Here is a 15,689-nt window from a genome sequence, read left to right as displayed (position 1 = left end):
AAGAAAAGACGTCGCTCCACCTCCCCACACCACCGGCAGATCCGGTACCAGGCGCCGTTGCCGCGAAAGTCCCCGGCGCGTTGCGCCCGCCGGCCACGCACGTCAGTCACGGTCGTGCCGCCACGGCACGTCAGTGCGGGGCTGCCTCGACTGCCATGATCGCCGTCGCGAGCGCCCGCGCGCCGTGGTCGGCGTCGGCGTCTTCGACGTATTCCTCGGGGGAGTGCGAGATGCCGCTCGGGTTGCGGATGAAGAGCATGGCGGTGGGCAGGTGCGCCGCGAGCACTCCGGCATCGTGGCCGGCTCCCGTGTCGAGCACCGGCGCCTCGGGGAGCGCGTGCTGGAGCGTGTCTCGGAGGTTCGCGTCGAACGACACGGTCGGTGAGAGCGACTCCTCGACGAGCACGGCTTCACAGCCCTGCTGGGCAGCCACCTCGCTCGCTCGAGTACGGATGCGCTCGACGAGTGCAGCGGTCACGTCATCGTCCGGGTGGCGCACGTCGAGCCACGCGTCGACCCGGGATGCGATGACGTTGGTCCCGCCGGGGACCGGCTCGAGTCGACCCACGGTTGCGCGGGCGCCCGGCACGGTGCGGGCGATCTCCTCGATGCCGACGATCAGCCGAGCTGCGGCGACCATGGGGTCGCGCCGGTCGGCCATGAGCGTTGTTCCGGCGTGGTTGCCCTGGCCCGTGAAGGTCACTCGCCAGCGGCCGTGGCCGAGGATCGATGAGCCGATCGCGACGGGGCCGGCGAGGTCGATGAGGCCGCGGCCCTGCTCGACGTGCAGCTCGATGAAGGCGCTGAACTGAGCGACTCTCGAGGGGTCTGGGCCGAGATGCCTTGGGTCGAAGCCGGCCGCGGCCGACGCTTCCGCGAAGGTCGTGCCGTCCGCGTCCCGCAGCGACCTGGCCCGGTCCGGGTCGATGGCACCGGTGAGGAGCCTCGAGCCGAGGCAGGCCACGCCGAAGCGAGAGCCTTCCTCCTCCGGGAACACCGCGATGGCGATGGCGACGCTGGGCTGGCGGCCCTCGCTGCGGAGGAGGTCGACGGCGGCGAGGGCTGCCGTCACCCCGAGGGGGCCGTCGAAGGCGCCGCCCCCTGGAACAGAGTCGAGGTGGCTGCCCGTGATGAGGGCGCCGGAGCGCTTGCCGTCGGGGCGGTCCCACCAGGCCCAGATGATGCCGTTGGCGTCGATCTCGACGTCGAGCCCGCGGGCCGCGGCGGCGGCGAGGAACCATTCGCGGAGCTCGAGCTCGGGATGCGAGTACACGGGCCTGCTGTAGCCGCCCCGCGTCCGGTCGCGCCCGAGGTGCTCGATCTCGCGCATGAGCGCCGACACGGAGCTCGAGTGAGCGGCGTTTGCTGTGGTCGCGGTCGTGGTTGTGCTCATGCTGCGGCTCCTGTCGCTGCGGCGATGCGGAATTCATCGGGAACGGTGCCCGCTCCGGTGAGCAGGTCGGCGGCGAGCTCTCCGAGCAGCGGAGCGAACTTCCCGCCGTGGCCAGAGCAGGCCGAAAGTACCACGAGGTTGTCGACCCGGTCGATCACGAAGTCCTCGCTCGGTGTCGTCGTGAACAGGCAGGTCGTCTCGGCGAACGGCTCTGGCCGCACGCCGGGGAGGAACCTCTCGGCGTACGCGATGAGCGCGCGGCGGTTGGCCGCATCCACGATGCCGTCCTGCGTGAGTGCGGAGTCGATGATCTTGCCGCCGTTGAACTGCGCGACCTTCTGCCCTCGCCAGTCGGCGTCGCGTCCGCCGGGGAGCCCGTAGGTCTGCAGCTGACGCGACTTGCTGATGAAGGTCGGCCAGGGGGCGGCGTCGGGGCCCGCGTCCGCATCGTCGAGGTAGGGGAAGTGGTACGCCTGTTCCTGGCGCACCTCCAGCTTCGGGAACTGATCGAGGAACGCGGTCGGCAGCGACAGCTCTCCGAGAAGCGCCGGGAGCCAGCCGCCGGCGGCGACGACGATGCTGTCCGCGTCGACCGTCGCCCCGTCGGCCGAATGCACGCGGTAGCCGCTGCCGGTGCGTTCGACGCGGGCGACGGGCCACGAGGTGCGCAGCTCGAGCATCCCGGTTGCGGATGCGGCGGCCAGGAGCGCGTCGACGGTCCCGCCAGCGTCGAGAACTCCGGCCCCCGGATGCCAGAGCACGTCGGTCTCGAATCGGAACTGCGGCCAGCGCTGCTTGGCTGCCTCGGCGCTGAGGAGCTCGTGCTCGACACCTGCCGTTTCCAGCACGGCCGCGAGGCCCGCGGGGTCGCGGATGTTCCCGTGGTCGAGTGCGCCGGTCGGGCGGATGAGCTGCGTGCCGCTGACACGCTGCAGCTCGTCCCAGCCCGCCTTCGACCGCACGACGAGGTCGGTGTAGATCTGCTCCGGGTAGGCGTACCGGAAGATGCGAGCGGAACCGTGGGAGCTCCCGTGCTCGTTCGCCGGGGTCGTCCGTTCGAGAACGGTCACGTGGTGTCCGCGTTCGGTCAGATGCCAAGCGGCCGCTGCGCCGGCGAGTCCCGCGCCGATGACGATCGTGTCGGTCATATCCGCTCCCTGCGAGGTTGATCGAGTGGTGCTCGAGTGATGCTCGACCTCCAGTAGGCCACCGAGGTGCGCGTGTGTCCAATATCATTTGCAGAGCATTTGATATGCATCGCGAATGGAAGTCATGGAACTGCGCCAGCTCAAGTATTTCGTCGCCGTCGCCGACGAGCTGCACTTCGGTCGTGCTGCGGCACGCCTGCACATGACGCAGCCACCGTTGACCGTCGCCGTCCGCAAGCTCGAGGACGAGCTCGGCGTGCCGTTGTTCGAGCGGACGACGCGGAGCGTCTCCCTCACTGCGGCCGGCCGGATGTTCCGACAGCGAGTCGGGGCGGTCCTCGACGACCTGGACGCGGCCGTCTCGGACCTCGGGGACGTGGCGGCAGGGACGGCCGGAAGGCTCCGGATCGGCTTCGTGAGCTCGGCGAGCTACAGCGTGCTGCCCAGGGGGCTGCAGGCGTTCCAGCTGCTCAGGCCGCGCATCCAGCTCGAGCCGCAGTCCCTCACGAGCGCCGAGCAGGTGACGCTCCTGCTCGAAGGCGAGCTGGACGTCGGGATACTCCGCGACCCCCTCGCCGTTCCCGGGCTCCGCGCCACGCTGCTCGAGGGGGAGGACCTGGTGGCCGTGCTCCCCGCTGGTGACCCGCTTGCCGCCGAGGCGATCGTCGGACCAGGGAGCTTCCACGGGAAGCCGGTGGTGCTCTTCCCGTTCGAGCTCATGCCGGGCTTCGTCTCTGCCGTCATGTCGTGGCTCAGGGGAGCCCAGGCCGTGCCGCGCATCGTGCAGAGCGTCGTGCATCAGGAGACGGTCCTCGGCCTCGTCGCGGCGGGCGTCGGCGCCTCGATCCTGCCGGCGTCGGTGGCCCGATTCCACATGCCGGGGGTTGTCGCACGCCCACTGCTCGGCTCGCCCCGCACCGAGCTCTACGCCGTCGAAGGCCAGCGTTCTCATCCCAGCTCCAGCCTGCTCATCGAGAGTCTTCGCGACTCGCGTTGACGATCGCCGCGCGAGCATGTATTCTTTCGGAAGCCCAAGACCGCAGGTCTTCGTTGTGCGTGAGAACGCACACGAACGAAGGTTCGCAAGAACGTCCCGCGCAGGTGAACGAAGCAGATCTGCTCTGCGCGCAAGCGCATCCTCTCAGCTCCGGTCCACCTGCGACCGGAGCTTTTTTGTGTGTTGTGCATCGAAGATGCGCCTGCGGTGCGTGAATGACAAACGTCATGCACGTGCAAGAGAGAGAGGAGTGCCATGGCGACCAAGGAAGCAACTGTTGCCGAGCTTCAGGACTTGTTCCAGAACTCGACCGCCGTCCTGCTGACTGAGTACCGCGGTCTCACTGTTGCGCAGCTCAAGACGCTGCGTCGCTCGATCAGTGAGCACGCAAGCTACGCCGTGGTGAAGAACACGCTGACGAAGATTGCGGCGAACAACGCCGGAATCACCGCGTTCGACGACGAGCTGGCCGGCCCGAGCGCAATCGCGTTCGTGCACGGCGACCCCGTCGCAGTCGCGAAGAGTCTTCGTACCTTCGCCAAGGACAACCCTCAGCTTGTCCTGAAGGGTGGTTTCTTCGACGGAAACCCCCTCAGTGCAGAAGAGGTCAACAAGCTCGCCGACCTCGAGTCCCGCGAAGTTCTGCTCGGCAAGCTTGCCGGCGCCTTCAAGGCCTCGCTGTTCGGTGCCGCATACCTGTTCACCGCGCCTGCAGCCAAGGCTGTTCGCACGGTCGAGGCATTGCGCGAAAAGCAGGAGTCCGCGAACTAGTCCTACGGGATCTCGCGGCTAGAACAACACACAAGGAGAAAAAACATGGCAAAGCTCACGACTGAAGAGCTCATCGCAGCATTCAAGGAGCTCACGCTCATCGAGCTCAGCGAGTTCGTCAAGGCGTTCGAGGAGACCTTCGAGGTCACCGCTGCTGCTCCCGTTGCAGTTGCAGGCGTTGCTGCTGCAGCAGCTGACGCACCCGAAGAGGAGGAGAAGACGGAGTTCGACGTCATCCTCGAGGGCGCTGGCGACAAGAAGATCCAGGTCATCAAGGAGGTGCGCGCACTCACGAGCCTCGGCCTCGGTGAGGCGAAGGCACTCGTCGACGGTGCTCCGAAGGCCGTTCTTGAGGGCGTCAACAAGGAAGCTGCTGACAAGGCAAAGGACGCCCTCGAGGCTGCCGGCGCTTCGGTGACCGTCAAGTAGTCATCCCGCAGCGGTTCTGCGCGGTGTGTTCCGACACGCCGAAGGAACTTTTTTCACGAGGCATCGCATCCAGTTTCTGGATGCGGTGCCTCGTTCCTGTTTGCGAGAAAATCCCTGTTGAAGATGCGATTCCTGAGGTCAGTGTGACCAATGTGACTGGTGTGTTGACGAGAATCCGCAACTTTCCGCGTGTCGCTTGACCCCATTTCGGCCTCGACGCACAATAATCCGCCGTGTTAGCGTCCCCTCATGCTTTCCGACACCTTCAAGAGCGCTCGCGCTCGCACCACGGCCCTCGTCATCGCCTTCGGCGTCGTCGCCGGTGGCGTCGCCGTCACGGCCGCGCCTTCGTTCGCAGCGAACGGCGACCAGGTCGACGCGAGTGTCGACCGCGGCCCGGCATCGGCCTCGGTCTCCGAGGAAGCGATCGCGGCGGACGCTTCCGGCGTCACGGTCACGGGCTCTGGCTTCACGCCGGGCAACGTCGTCCACGTGCAGGTTGTCGGCCCCGACGGGCAGACCAACTGGTCCTGGGGAACCGAGTCGCACAAGGTCGACGAAGCTGGTGCCGTCAGCGCTGAGCTGAAGAGCGACGAGGCGTGGAGCGAAGGCGACTACTCGGTCGTGATCTTCGAGTCGGAGGGCCTGCAGGCCTCGACGGCGTTCGCGGCCGTTGCGCCAGCGGGCACGGAGACGCCTGCTCCGACGGAGACGGCAGCTCCCGAGCCGACCGAGACCTCGACCGAGACGGCGACGCCCGAGCCGACGGAGACCGAGACAGCGACTCCCGAGCCGACCGAGACGGCCACAGAGACCCCCGAGCCGACGCTCACCGAGGAGCCCACGCTCGAGCCGACGGAGACCGCGAGCGTCGCCCCGACTGCGACGGAGACGGTCACGCCCTCCCCGACCGAGACCGAGGCTCCCGTTGCGGCCCCCGCTGTGGCAACCGAGCAGTCCAGCTACACGCAGGAGGAAGCCGCAGAGGGCATCACCTACGTCGCGACCGGCTTCGCACCCGGCGCCGAGCTGGGCCTCACGCTCCTGCTCCCGGATGGCAGCTCCGCGGAGTTCGAGTCCGCCGAGCCGATCACTCCGGATGCGGACGGCAACTACGCCGGCATCATCACGTACGACGCAGCCTGGGCTGTCGGCGACTACGGCATCACGCTCACGACCATCAGCCCTGCGGCTGGCGAGGAGACCGACGCTCCTGCTGCCGACTCCGCCCGTGCGGTGCCGCTCATCGTGCAGGAGGAGTCCGAGCTGACGGCGTCTGCTGAGTCGCCCTCGGCGGTGGAGGTCGAGCCCGACGCCGGAGCGGCTGCGGCAGAGCAGACGGCCACGACGTCCTTCTCGGTCACCGGCGAGACGCCAGCCACCGGCGGCACGTCGCCGAGCGCGACTTCTGCCCCGGCTGGAAGTGGCGGCAACGGTACTGGCAACGGCGACACCAAGGGCAAGGCGCAGAGCAAGTCGCTCGCGACCACCGGCGCGGAAGACGCCTTCGGCGCGGCGGGCATCGGCCTGCTCGTCCTCGGCCTCGGTGCCGCCGCGGTGACTGGCGCGCGCTTTCTGAGCCGCCGTCGCGAGAGCTGACAGCAACGAAGATTGCGATGAGCGGGGCTGGGGCCAAATGGCTCCAGCCCCGCTTTCTTTCTGTCGGCGGCGATTTCCATGCGTTTTCACGCAACTGGGGAGAAGTCCCCAGTCTGGATACCGGTCCAAAACCGTGCCCGTAAATGTCGTTTGACCAGGGCTTTAGTCGCCTCGGCACGAACCGAAGCAAGCTCGATTTCGCTATGTTCCGACTTAACCTTCTGGACATCACCTGTGAGTCGGGCCAAGATTTGGTTATGGCTTCCTCATTCTTCTCTCCGTCGCGCAAGCGCGCGTCCGCGTTCGCGATCGCCTTCGGCGTGTTCGCCGGCGGCGCCGTGCTGACTGCCGCCCCTGCGTTCGCAGCAACGACCACCCCTCCCGTCGAGAGCACGACTCCGGCGGAGACGTCCGCCGCATCCGAGGCGACGGGGCAGGCAACGAAGTCGAGCTTCACGCCCGACGAGAACATCACCTACACCCTCACGGGGTTCGCTCCTGACCTCGCTCTCTCCAGCATCACGCTCACGCTGCCCGACGGTTCGACCGTCCCGGTCGAGCCGAGCGGCGACGCTGCGTGGGATGTCGACAGCGACGGCAACTACAGCGGCGAGCTCATCTCGTCCCTGGGCTTCGACGTGGGTGACTACGGCGTCAGGATCACGCAGAACTACACCGACGCATCCGGCCCCGCACAGCACGTCGTGACGTTCGGCTTCACCGTGGCTGAGGAGTCGAGCCCGGAGCCGACCGAGACCGCGACGCCGACCGCGACGGCCACGCCGACCGAGACGGCAACGCCGACTGAGACGGCAACGCCCACGGCCACGCCGACGGCGACCAGCACGCCGACCGCGACGCCGACCCCCACGGTCGAGGCTCCGCTCGCCTACGCGAACGCAGACAGCTTCCTCCCGACGGACGACATCACGTACACGGCGCAGAACTTCACGCCGGGCCTCGCGCTCGACCTCACGGTCACCTCCCCGTCCGGCTCCTCGGTCCAGGTCGACCCGACCGACGACTCCGTGGTCGGGGAAGACGGCAGCTACCCGGGCGTCCTCATCAACCAGTCGGGCACCCCGCTGCCCCTCGGTGAGTACACCGTGACGCTCTCGCAGTCGAGCGGTCTTTCGGCGACGTTCACGTTCCTCATCGCCGAGGCGACGCCGGGCACCACGACCGCGCCGACCACGGCACCCACGGTCACCACGGTCCCCGTGGGCAACGGCGGAGGCACCAACACGGGCCACAAGTCGCCTGAGCTCGCCACGACGGGTGCGGAAGACGCATTCGGCGCAGCCGGCATCGGTCTCCTCGCGCTCGCCACGGGAGCCGGCGTGCTCGTCGCCCGCCGCCTGGCGACCAAGAAGGCCTAGTAGCTCACCGAGCTCTTCGTGAAGAGGGCGTCACCTTCGGGTGGCGCCCTCTTCGCGTTCCCGCACACGCGCCTGCCCGTCCGCACGCCCTGCCTGCAGCATGACGAAAGCCCCGACCTGGGATCCCTGGTCGGGGCTTTCGTGCACATGGCGGAGGATAGGGGATTCGAACCCCTGAGGGCTTTCACCCAACACGCTTTCCAAGCGTGCGCCATAGGCCACTAGGCGAATCCTCCACGGGAGCGCCAGGCGCTCACCTCGAAAGAGCATAGCGGGTCTGGCGACCGTTCGTGAACGCGAGCGCCAAATCGACCCGCGGCGAGCCCGCGAGGCGCGCCCTGGCTACAGCTTCTTGACTGCCTCGCCCACCTCGTCGTCGCCCGACACGACCTCGAACTGCTTGTGGATGCCCACGCGGCGAACCAGCAGGGCCGCGATCACCGCCGCCACGTCTGCACGAGGAATGCTGCCGCGCTCGACCTGCTCGCCCACCTTGACGTGGCCAGTCGGCTCGTCGTCGGTGAGGCCGCCGGGGCGCACGATCGTCCAATCGAGCTTCGCGCTGCGGGCGCGGATGTCGGCGTCGGCCTCGCTCTTCGCCCGCAGGTACACCTGGTAGACGTCGTCGGAGTCGCGGTCGAACGTATCCGTGCCGATGGCGGAGACGACGACGAACCTGCGCACGTTCGCGATCTCTGCAGCATCCGCCGAGAGGATCGCGCCGTCGCGGTCGAGCGTGAGCTTGCGCTCCGCGGAGCTGCCGGGGCCAGCACCCGCGGCGAAGACGACTGCATCCACATGGCCGAGCTGCTTGGCGAGGTCGGTCGCCGTGCTCTGCTCGAGGTCGGCGATGACTGGATCCGCGCCGAGCTCCTTGAGGGAGTCCACGTAGTCCGGGTTGCGGATGACGCTCGTGACGCGGTGACCGCGCTCGATGAGCTGGGTTGTCAGGAGGCGTGCGATCTGACCATTTCCACCGATGACTGCAATTCTCATGCCTGCAGTCAAGCTGGTCAGCCTGAGTTCACGGCCAGCGTTCGCGGCGGGCGATCTGCGAGCGGCCGCGGGGCCGGCGATCGAACGGGCAGCTGCGGCCTGAGTGGCGGGGATGAGTCGCAGGAAAAGAAAAGACCCCCCGCGCACCCGCCAGAGCCCGGTTACCCTTGCTGCGTTTCCGCCCTGGGGGAGTTGGCCTGGATGGCGCCACGCGAGGAGCCGTCGACCATCATAGCGCGACGTGAGCGAGACGCGAATCGGGGGCGATTCGAATTGGCAGGATCACGACAGCCCGCTGACTCGGCACCCGACTACCATTGCCTGACGTGGGGACAAGCATCTACATCACGTCATCAGAGGGTCACTCTGGCAAGTCAGCTATCGCGCTCGGCGTGGTGAGTGCCCTGAGCCGGTCGATCGGCCGGGTCGGCGTGTTCCGACCCATCGTGCAGAGCGCTGAGGCGCGAGACGACATCCTCGAGCTCCTGCTCTCGCAGCTCGACCCGCAGAACCGCGGCTTCGAGTACGAGTCGGGCTTCGGGGTCACCTACGACGACGTGCACGCCGATCCCGACGAGGCGCTGTCCCGCATCGTCACCCGCTACCGGGCCCTCGAGCGGCGCTGCGACACCGTGGTCATCGTCGGCAGCGACTTCACCGACATCGGCAACCCCGCCGAATTGGGCTTCAACGCTCGAGTCGCCGCGAACCTCGGCGCGCCGGTCCTGCTCGTCCTGACCGGCCTCGATGCCGACAAGGGGCAGCCGCGCACGCCAGAGCAGCTGGCGCAGGCGCTCGAGGTCACCCTCCCCGAGCTCGACGCTGCGCACGCGACCCTGCTCGCCATCGCCATCAACCGCGCCGACGAGCACGCGACGGAAGAGGTGCGTGCCGCCGTCGCAGAGCGCGCGCTCCGCGAGCTCGGCCACAAGGTGCCCGTGTGGGCGATCCCCGAGACGCCGCTCCTCATGGCTCCGTCCCTGTCGCAGCTTCTGGATGCGGTCGGCGGCGAGCTCGTCTACGGCGACCGCGAGCTCCTCGGTCGCGAGGTCCTCGGCGTCGTGCTCGCGGGCATGTCCATGCAGAACGTCCTCGAGCGGCTTAAGGAGGGTGCCGTCGTCGTCATCGCGGCCGACCGCACCGAAGTGCTCCTCGCCGTGCTCCTCGCGCAGCGAGCCGAGACGTTCCCGTCGCTGACGGGCATCGTCGTCAACGGCCCGTTCGAGTTCCCGCCGGCGATCGAGCGCCTCATCAAGGGCCTCAACGTCGAGGTGCCCATCATCCGCACCAACTTCGGCACCTACGACACAGCCCAGCGCATCATGCAGACCCGCGGACGCCTCGCCGCGGCGGGCATCTCACGCCGCAAGATCGACCTCGCACTCGCCAAGTTCGAGCAGCACATCCCGGCCATCGAGGTCGTCGCGCTCCTCAACGTCAAGCCGTCGCTCGTCGTGACGCCGCTCATGTTCGAGAACACGCTCCTCGACCGGGCCCGCTCCGACCGCAAGCACATCGTCCTGCCGGAGGGGAGCGACGACCGCATCCTCGTGGCGGCGGGCTCGCTGCTGGCACGCGAGGTCGCCGAGATCACGATCCTCGGCGAGGAGTCCGAGGTGCGCGGCCGTGCATCCGCCCTCGGCGTCGACATCTCGGCAGCTCACGTGCTGAGCACGAGCAACCCCGACTACGTCGCCCGCTTCGCGGAGGAGTACGCGCGGCTCCGCGCACACAAGGGCGTCACGATCGAGGCCGCGACCGAGCGCGTGCGCGACGTCAGCTACTTCGGCACGCTCATGGTGCACCTCGGCCTCGCCGACGGAATGGTCTCAGGGGCCGCGCACACCACGGCCCACACCATCCGCCCCGGCTTCGAGATCGTCAAGACCAAGCCGGGCGTCTCCGTCGTCTCGAGCGTCTTCCTCATGGCCCTCGCCGACCGCGTCCTCGTCTACGGCGACTGCGCCGTCAACCCCGACCCGACGGCAGAGCAGCTCGCCGACATCGCCATCTCCTCCGCCGAGACGGCCACGCAGTTCGACATCGCCGTGCGCGTCGCGATGCTCTCCTACTCGACGGGGGAGTCGGGGTCCGGCGCCGACGTCGACAAGGTCCGCACCGCGACCGGCATCGTGCGCGAGCGCATGCCGGACCTGCCCGTCGAAGGGCCGATCCAGTACGACGCGGCGACGGATGCGGCGGTCGCGAGCAAGAAGATGCCAGGCAGCCAGGTAGCCGGCCGCGCCACGGTGTTCATCTTCCCCGACCTCAACACGGGCAACAACACGTACAAGGCGGTGCAGCGCTCCGCCGGAGCTGTCGCGATCGGGCCGATCCTGCAGGGCCTGAACAAGCCCATCAACGACCTCTCCAGAGGCGCGCTCGTCTCCGACATCATCAACACCGTCGCCATCACGGCGATCCAGGCGCAGCGCTCCTAGGAGCATCCGCCTCACGTCCCGCCCGCCTCTCGCGGGTCTCGAGAAAGGGTGCTCATGAGCATCGTCCTGGTCGTCAACTCCGGCTCGTCGTCCTTCAAGTACCAGCTGATCGACATGGAGCGCGAGGAGACGCTCGCGTCCGGCCTCGTGGAGCGCATCGGCGAGAGCGTCGCCAGCGTCACGCACAAGACCGGGGGAGCGACCTTCGCGCGCGAAGCGGACATCCCCAACCACACGCGCGGGTTCGAGGCCATGCTGGAGGGCTTCGAGGAGCACGGCCCGAGCCTCGCCGAGTTCCCGCCGGTCGTCGTGGGGCACCGCGTCGTGCACGGCGGGCGCCGCTTCTTCGACGCGGCCGTCATCGACGGCAAGGTGCTGCAGGACATCGAGGACCTCATCCCGCTCGCGCCGCTGCACAACCCCGCCAACCTCGAGGGCATCGTCGGCGCGCGTGACGTCTTCGCAGAGACGCCGCACGTCGCGGTCTTCGACACGGCCTTCCACACGACGATGAGCGAGGCCTCGTCGCTGTACGCACTGGACGCGGCCGTCGCCAAGGAGCACAGGGTGCGCAAGTACGGCGCGCACGGCACGAGCCACAAGTTCGTCTCCGAGGAGACCGCAGGCTTCCTCGGGCGTGACCTGGGGGAGCTCAAGACGATCGTGCTGCACATCGGCAACGGCGCCAGCATGTGCGCCGTCGACGGTGGCCGTTCCGTCGAGACGAGCATGGGAATGACCCCACTCGAGGGCCTGGTCATGGGCACTCGCACCGGCGACCTGGACCCGGCCGTGCTCGTGCACCTGTCGCGTCGAGGCGGCTACACGATCGACCAGCTCGACGACCTCCTGAACCGCAAGTCCGGGCTGCTCGGGCTCACGGGGTCCGGCGACATGCGCGATGTCCGGCAGAAGGCGAACGCGGGCGACGAGCGCGCTCAGCTCGGCCTCGCCGTCTACGCGCACCGCATCCGCCACTACCTGGGCGCCTACATGCTGCTGCTCGGAGGAGTCGACGCGATCGTCTTCACCGCCGGCATCGGCGAGAACGACGCCCAGCTGCGCGCCGACGTGCTCGAGGGCCTCGAATGGCTCGGCGTGAAGCTCTCGCCCGAGCGCAACGAGTCGTCGTCGCGGGATGCTCGCCGCATCTCAGCAGACGACTCGCGCATCGAGGTGCTGGTCGTGCCGACGAACGAGGAGCTCGAGATCGCGCGGCAGAGCCTGGCCGCGATCGCCTGACCTTGGCGCGGGCCTGGCGCGGCCTGACCCGGCTCGGCTCGGCTCGGTTCGGCCCGGCGGAGTCTGAACCAGACCAGCTTGCCCTTGCCTCGGCCGATCACGGCTTTCCGCATCCGCATCCGCATCCGCATTTCGCGCCCTGCCTCCCACGCCCCCGCGTCGTCGGAGAGTGATCGCTGCCCGCCGATTTGCCGCTGAAGGGTGCCTCTGAAGGGTCATTTGGCTGGCAGCGATTTCGGCAGGGGCGCTGCTTCGGGGCCACTTGGCTGGGAGGGAGAGAGTCTGCGCGCGCTGTGAGCCCCACGGTGCGGATAGGGACGGTCCGCGGCGCGCCCGATGTCGGTGGTGGCGTCTACGATGGTGCGCATGGCCACAGCCCTGTACCGCCGCTATCGGCCTGAGAACTTCGCCGAGATGATCGGGCAGTCGCAGGTCACCGAACCCCTCATGACCGCGCTGCGCACCGGTCGTGTCAATCACGCCTACCTGTTCTCCGGCCCGCGAGGGTGCGGGAAGACGAGCTCCGCGCGCATCCTCGCCCGCTGCCTGAACTGCGCGGAGGGGCCGACCGACACGCCATGCGGTGTCTGCCAGTCGTGCGTCGAGCTCGCGCGCGACGGCGGAGGCTCGCTCGACGTGTTCGAGATCGACGCCGCCAGTCACGGTGGCGTGGAAGACGCTCGCGAGCTGCGGGAGCGCGCCATCCTCGCGCCGAGCCGCGACCGCTACAAGATCTTCATCATCGACGAGGCGCACATGGTGACCTCGGCCGGCTTCAACGCCCTGCTCAAGGTCGTCGAGGAGCCGCCGGAGCACGTGCGCTTCGTGTTCGCGACGACCGAGCCCGAGAAGGTCATCGGCACGATCCGCTCGCGCACGCACCACTACCCGTTCCGGCTCATCCCGCCGGCCCTCATGCTCGAGTACGTCGAAGAGCTCCGCACCAGCGAGGGCGTCACCGCCGAGCCCGGCGTGCTGCCCCTCGTCGTGCGTGCCGGGGGCGGTTCTGCCCGAGACACGCTCTCGCTGCTCGACCAGATCATCGCGGGCTCCGAGACGGGTCTCCTCGGCTACCAGCGCGCCGCTGCCCTCCTCGGCTTCACCGGCCAGGAGCTGCTCGACGAGTCGATCGATGCCTTCGCCGACGCCGACCCTGCCGCTGCCTACACGGCGGTCGACCGCGTCATCCAGTCCGGCCAAGACCCTCGCCGCTACGTCGAGGACCTGCTCGAGCGCTTGCGTGACCTCATCGTCGCCAAGGCCACGGGTCCCGGTGCCGGCGCAGTGCTTCGCGGGCTCGGAGCGGACGAGGTCGAGGCGCTTCGCGTCCAGGCCGGTCGATTCTCGCCTGCCGCACTCACGGGCATCGCCGACCTCGTCAACGAGACCCTCACCGACATGAGCGGGGTGACCTCGCCGAAGCTGCACCTGGAGCTGCTCGTCGCGCGGATCCTCGTCGCGTCGCGGGCCGACTTCATCGACAGCGGCACGTTGCTCGCCGTCGCGGATGCGCCGGGCACGTCGCCGAAGCGTCTCGCCGCCCCTGCCGCCTCGGGTGCCACCGCGCCGGCCGCTGGTTCCGCCGCGTCGGCGCCAGCGGATGCGCCTGCCGCAGCTCCGCAGGCGGGCGCGCCTGCCTCAAGGTCCGAACCAGCCGCAGCCCACGCGACGCAGCCGTCGCAGTCGCAGTCGCTTGCCGACCGTGCGCCGAACGAGGCCGTGGTGCCACCGGTTCCCGCTGCCGCGCCTGCCGCCGGGGAGCCCGACACGGCGTCTGCGGCGCGTCTCGCCGCCGCGTCCTGGGCCGCCGCGACCCCAGGGTCTGGGGCGACCTCGAGCTCCGGCGCTCCCGCAGCCTCGGCAACGACTCCGGCGGAAGCTTTGGCCTCGCCGGCTCCAGCGGCGTCCGCACCTACACCTGCATCGGCTCCGGCTCCGGCTCCGGTGGTGCTGCCGCCGACCGAGCCCTCGGCCGAACCGGCCGTGGACGCGGGGCCTCCCTCCGCGCCCAGCGAGGAGCAGACCACGCCGGCCCCCGTCGGTGAAGCGAGCAAGGACTCCGAGCCCGAGCCCGACGCGGGTCGCACGGCCGAGGCCGAAGCGCCCTTCGACGGCCAAGCGCCGGCGGACGCCGACGCCCCTGCCGAGGACGAGCCACCCGCTCCGCCCGTCGCGGAGTCTGCGCCTGAACCCGAGTCTGCGCCTGAACCCGAAGCCGAGTCCACGCCGGCCCCCGTCTCCGCGCCGGGCCTCACCGCCGCGCAGGAACCCGCACCCGGCGAGGCCCGCGAGCCGGCTCCGGTCCCGCACGCCACGGCCGCGCGAGCATCCGCTGAGCCTCCCGTGTTCGCGCAGCTGCGTGACGCCTGGCCGACGCTGCTCGAGCGCATGCGCGACCTCGGTGGCACACACGCCTGGAGCGTCGCCCAGTCGGTGCATCCGCGCGATCTCGTCGGCGACCTGCTGGTCTTCGAGGTGCCGTCGCGCGCCGTGCTCGATCAGTTCCGCGGCGAACGAGGCGCCGCCGACGCGCCGAGCGCCGTGCTGCGCACCGCCATCCAGGAGATGTTCGGCATCACCGTCAAGTTCCAGCCGCAGCGACCGGGCGGAGCGGGCGGCGCCGGCGCGCCAGAAGGAGGCCAGGCTCCCAGCCGCGGCGACGAGCCGGCGCCGGCACCAGCGGAGCCCGACCCGGCACCGGCTGCAGCTCCAGCCAAAGCTCGAGCGGCGGACACTCGCACCGCCGGCACCTCGCGAGAGCAGTCCACGGCTGCACCGACCGCGACAGCGACCGCAACGACCTCCGAGCGCTCATCCACGCCCCCTCCGGCGAAGGCCTCGTCCTCGCCGAGCGGCCTCAACTGGACCGTCGCGAAGATCCCCGGGCAGGAGTCGGTTCCCGACGACGGCCCCGGTTCCGGATGGGCGACCGCGGCCATCCCCGGGTCTGGCCCTGCCTCGGGCGCGAGCTCGACGCCTCGCGTGCCCGCAGCATCCGCCCCGGGTGCGGTGGCGACCACGAGCGCAGCACCCGCGGTGCAGGCGGCACCTGTGGACGACGAGGTGTCAGCTCCCGTGGCAGCGCCAGCCCTGAAGCGCACCCAGCGCGTCGCGAGCGCACCCGTGATTCCCGGCGTCGAGCGCTACGGTGAGGCCATCGTTCGCGAGCGCCTCGGCGCACGCTTCATCGGCGAGGACATCATCGTGCCCGAACCGGAGGCCGCCGAGCTGCCGCCTGAGGACGACTTCTCCGCACCACCACCACCTGAAGACGGGGGCTATTGAGCCGTGCGT

11 protein-coding genes, 1 tRNA gene and 1 other RNA gene are annotated in these 15,689 nt (G+C 69.3%); 8 read left to right on the top strand and 5 right to left on the bottom strand.

The window, feature by feature from the left end:
* Positions 1–130: 130 nt before the first annotated feature.
* Complete coding sequence (locus C5B99_RS14355; protein ID WP_104243236.1) at positions 131–1,393, bottom strand: allantoate amidohydrolase; 1,263 nt, start codon at positions 1,391–1,393, stop codon at positions 131–133.
* Positions 1,390–2,541, bottom strand: a complete 1,152-nt coding sequence (locus C5B99_RS14350; protein WP_104243234.1) for an FAD-dependent oxidoreductase — start codon at positions 2,539–2,541, stop codon at positions 1,390–1,392. Before C5B99_RS14350 ends, C5B99_RS14355 begins: the two co-directional genes overlap by 4 nt.
* A 115-nt stretch (positions 2,542–2,656) precedes the next feature.
* On the opposite strand from C5B99_RS14350, the gene C5B99_RS14345 reads away from it, so the two are divergent.
* The 5 genes from C5B99_RS14345 to C5B99_RS19375 all read left to right on the top strand — a co-directional run bounded on the left by C5B99_RS14345 (position 2,657) and on the right by C5B99_RS19375 (position 7,716).
* Positions 2,657–3,538: a LysR substrate-binding domain-containing protein gene (locus tag C5B99_RS14345; RefSeq protein ID WP_258063374.1), complete on the top strand. Its 882-nt coding sequence runs from the start codon at positions 2,657–2,659 to the stop codon at positions 3,536–3,538.
* A gap of 255 nt (positions 3,539–3,793) precedes the next feature.
* Positions 3,794–4,309 carry a 50S ribosomal protein L10 gene (gene rplJ / locus C5B99_RS14340; protein ID WP_104243230.1) on the top strand — a complete coding sequence of 172 codons (516 nt, stop codon included), beginning with the start codon at positions 3,794–3,796 and terminating at the stop codon, positions 4,307–4,309.
* 45 nt (positions 4,310–4,354) lie between these two features.
* Positions 4,355–4,738 carry a 50S ribosomal protein L7/L12 gene (gene rplL, locus C5B99_RS14335; protein WP_104243228.1) on the top strand — a complete coding sequence of 128 codons (384 nt, stop codon included), beginning with the start codon at positions 4,355–4,357 and terminating at the stop codon, positions 4,736–4,738.
* A 249-nt stretch (positions 4,739–4,987) separates the two neighbouring features.
* Positions 4,988–6,337: a hypothetical protein gene (locus C5B99_RS14330; RefSeq protein WP_104243226.1), complete on the top strand. Its 1,350-nt coding sequence runs from the start codon at positions 4,988–4,990 to the stop codon at positions 6,335–6,337.
* A gap of 257 nt (positions 6,338–6,594) precedes the next feature.
* Positions 6,595–7,716, top strand: coding sequence for a hypothetical protein (locus C5B99_RS19375; protein ID WP_181065028.1), 1,122 nt, complete (start codon positions 6,595–6,597; stop codon positions 7,714–7,716).
* Between the two features lie 148 nt (positions 7,717–7,864).
* Here C5B99_RS19375 and C5B99_RS14320 read toward each other — a convergent pair.
* The 3 genes from C5B99_RS14320 to ffs form a co-directional block, all read right to left on the bottom strand.
* Positions 7,865–7,952: transfer RNA gene (locus C5B99_RS14320), tRNA-Ser, on the bottom strand.
* A 106-nt stretch (positions 7,953–8,058) separates the two neighbouring features.
* Positions 8,059–8,712 (bottom strand): SDR family oxidoreductase, encoded by a 654-nt coding sequence (locus C5B99_RS14315; RefSeq protein WP_104243224.1) that lies wholly within the window; start codon positions 8,710–8,712, stop codon positions 8,059–8,061.
* Between the two features lie 127 nt (positions 8,713–8,839).
* Positions 8,840–8,936: signal recognition particle sRNA small type (gene ffs / locus C5B99_RS14310), an RNA gene on the bottom strand.
* Between the two features lie 102 nt (positions 8,937–9,038).
* Here ffs and pta point away from each other — a divergent pair.
* The 3 genes from pta (at position 9,039) to C5B99_RS14295 (ending at position 15,680) form a co-directional block, all read left to right on the top strand.
* A complete protein-coding gene (gene pta, locus C5B99_RS14305) occupies positions 9,039–11,153 on the top strand; it encodes a phosphate acetyltransferase (RefSeq protein ID WP_104243393.1) in 2,115 nt (704 codons plus the stop codon).
* A 54-nt stretch (positions 11,154–11,207) separates the two neighbouring features.
* Complete coding sequence (locus C5B99_RS14300) at positions 11,208–12,395, top strand: acetate/propionate family kinase (RefSeq protein ID WP_104243391.1); 1,188 nt, start codon at positions 11,208–11,210, stop codon at positions 12,393–12,395.
* A 366-nt stretch (positions 12,396–12,761) separates the two neighbouring features.
* Complete coding sequence (locus C5B99_RS14295) at positions 12,762–15,680, top strand: DNA polymerase III subunit gamma and tau (protein ID WP_104243222.1); 2,919 nt, start codon at positions 12,762–12,764, stop codon at positions 15,678–15,680.
* The last annotated feature ends 9 nt before the right edge of the window (positions 15,681–15,689 follow it).

The organism is Pseudoclavibacter sp. Z016 (assembly GCF_002931215.1).
In the GTDB taxonomy this organism is placed as follows: Bacteria; Actinomycetota; Actinomycetes; order Actinomycetales; family Microbacteriaceae; genus Pseudoclavibacter.
Note: the sequence above shows the minus strand (reverse complement) of the source record. Positions and strands in the feature narration are given on the sequence as shown.

What these genes read in the sequence shown, in the direction of transcription:
- C5B99_RS14355 (WP_104243236.1), bottom strand. Translation starts at nt 1,393, where the DNA reads ATGAGCACAACCACGACCGCGACCACAGCAAACGCCGCTCACTCGAGC.
- C5B99_RS14350 (WP_104243234.1), bottom strand. Translation starts at nt 2,541, where the DNA reads ATGACCGACACGATCGTCATCGGCGCGGGACTCGCCGGCGCAGCGGCC.
- C5B99_RS14345 (WP_258063374.1), top strand. Translation starts at nt 2,657, where the DNA reads ATGGAAGTCATGGAACTGCGCCAGCTCAAGTATTTCGTCGCCGTCGCC.
- rplJ (WP_104243230.1), top strand. Translation starts at nt 3,794, where the DNA reads ATGGCGACCAAGGAAGCAACTGTTGCCGAGCTTCAGGACTTGTTCCAG.
- rplL (WP_104243228.1), top strand. Translation starts at nt 4,355, where the DNA reads ATGGCAAAGCTCACGACTGAAGAGCTCATCGCAGCATTCAAGGAGCTC.
- C5B99_RS14330 (WP_104243226.1), top strand. Translation starts at nt 4,988, where the DNA reads ATGCTTTCCGACACCTTCAAGAGCGCTCGCGCTCGCACCACGGCCCTC.
- C5B99_RS19375 (WP_181065028.1), top strand. Translation starts at nt 6,595, where the DNA reads ATGGCTTCCTCATTCTTCTCTCCGTCGCGCAAGCGCGCGTCCGCGTTC.
- C5B99_RS14315 (WP_104243224.1), bottom strand. Translation starts at nt 8,712, where the DNA reads ATGAGAATTGCAGTCATCGGTGGAAATGGTCAGATCGCACGCCTCCTG.
- C5B99_RS14300 (WP_104243391.1), top strand. Translation starts at nt 11,208, where the DNA reads ATGAGCATCGTCCTGGTCGTCAACTCCGGCTCGTCGTCCTTCAAGTAC.
- C5B99_RS14295 (WP_104243222.1), top strand. Translation starts at nt 12,762, where the DNA reads ATGGCCACAGCCCTGTACCGCCGCTATCGGCCTGAGAACTTCGCCGAG.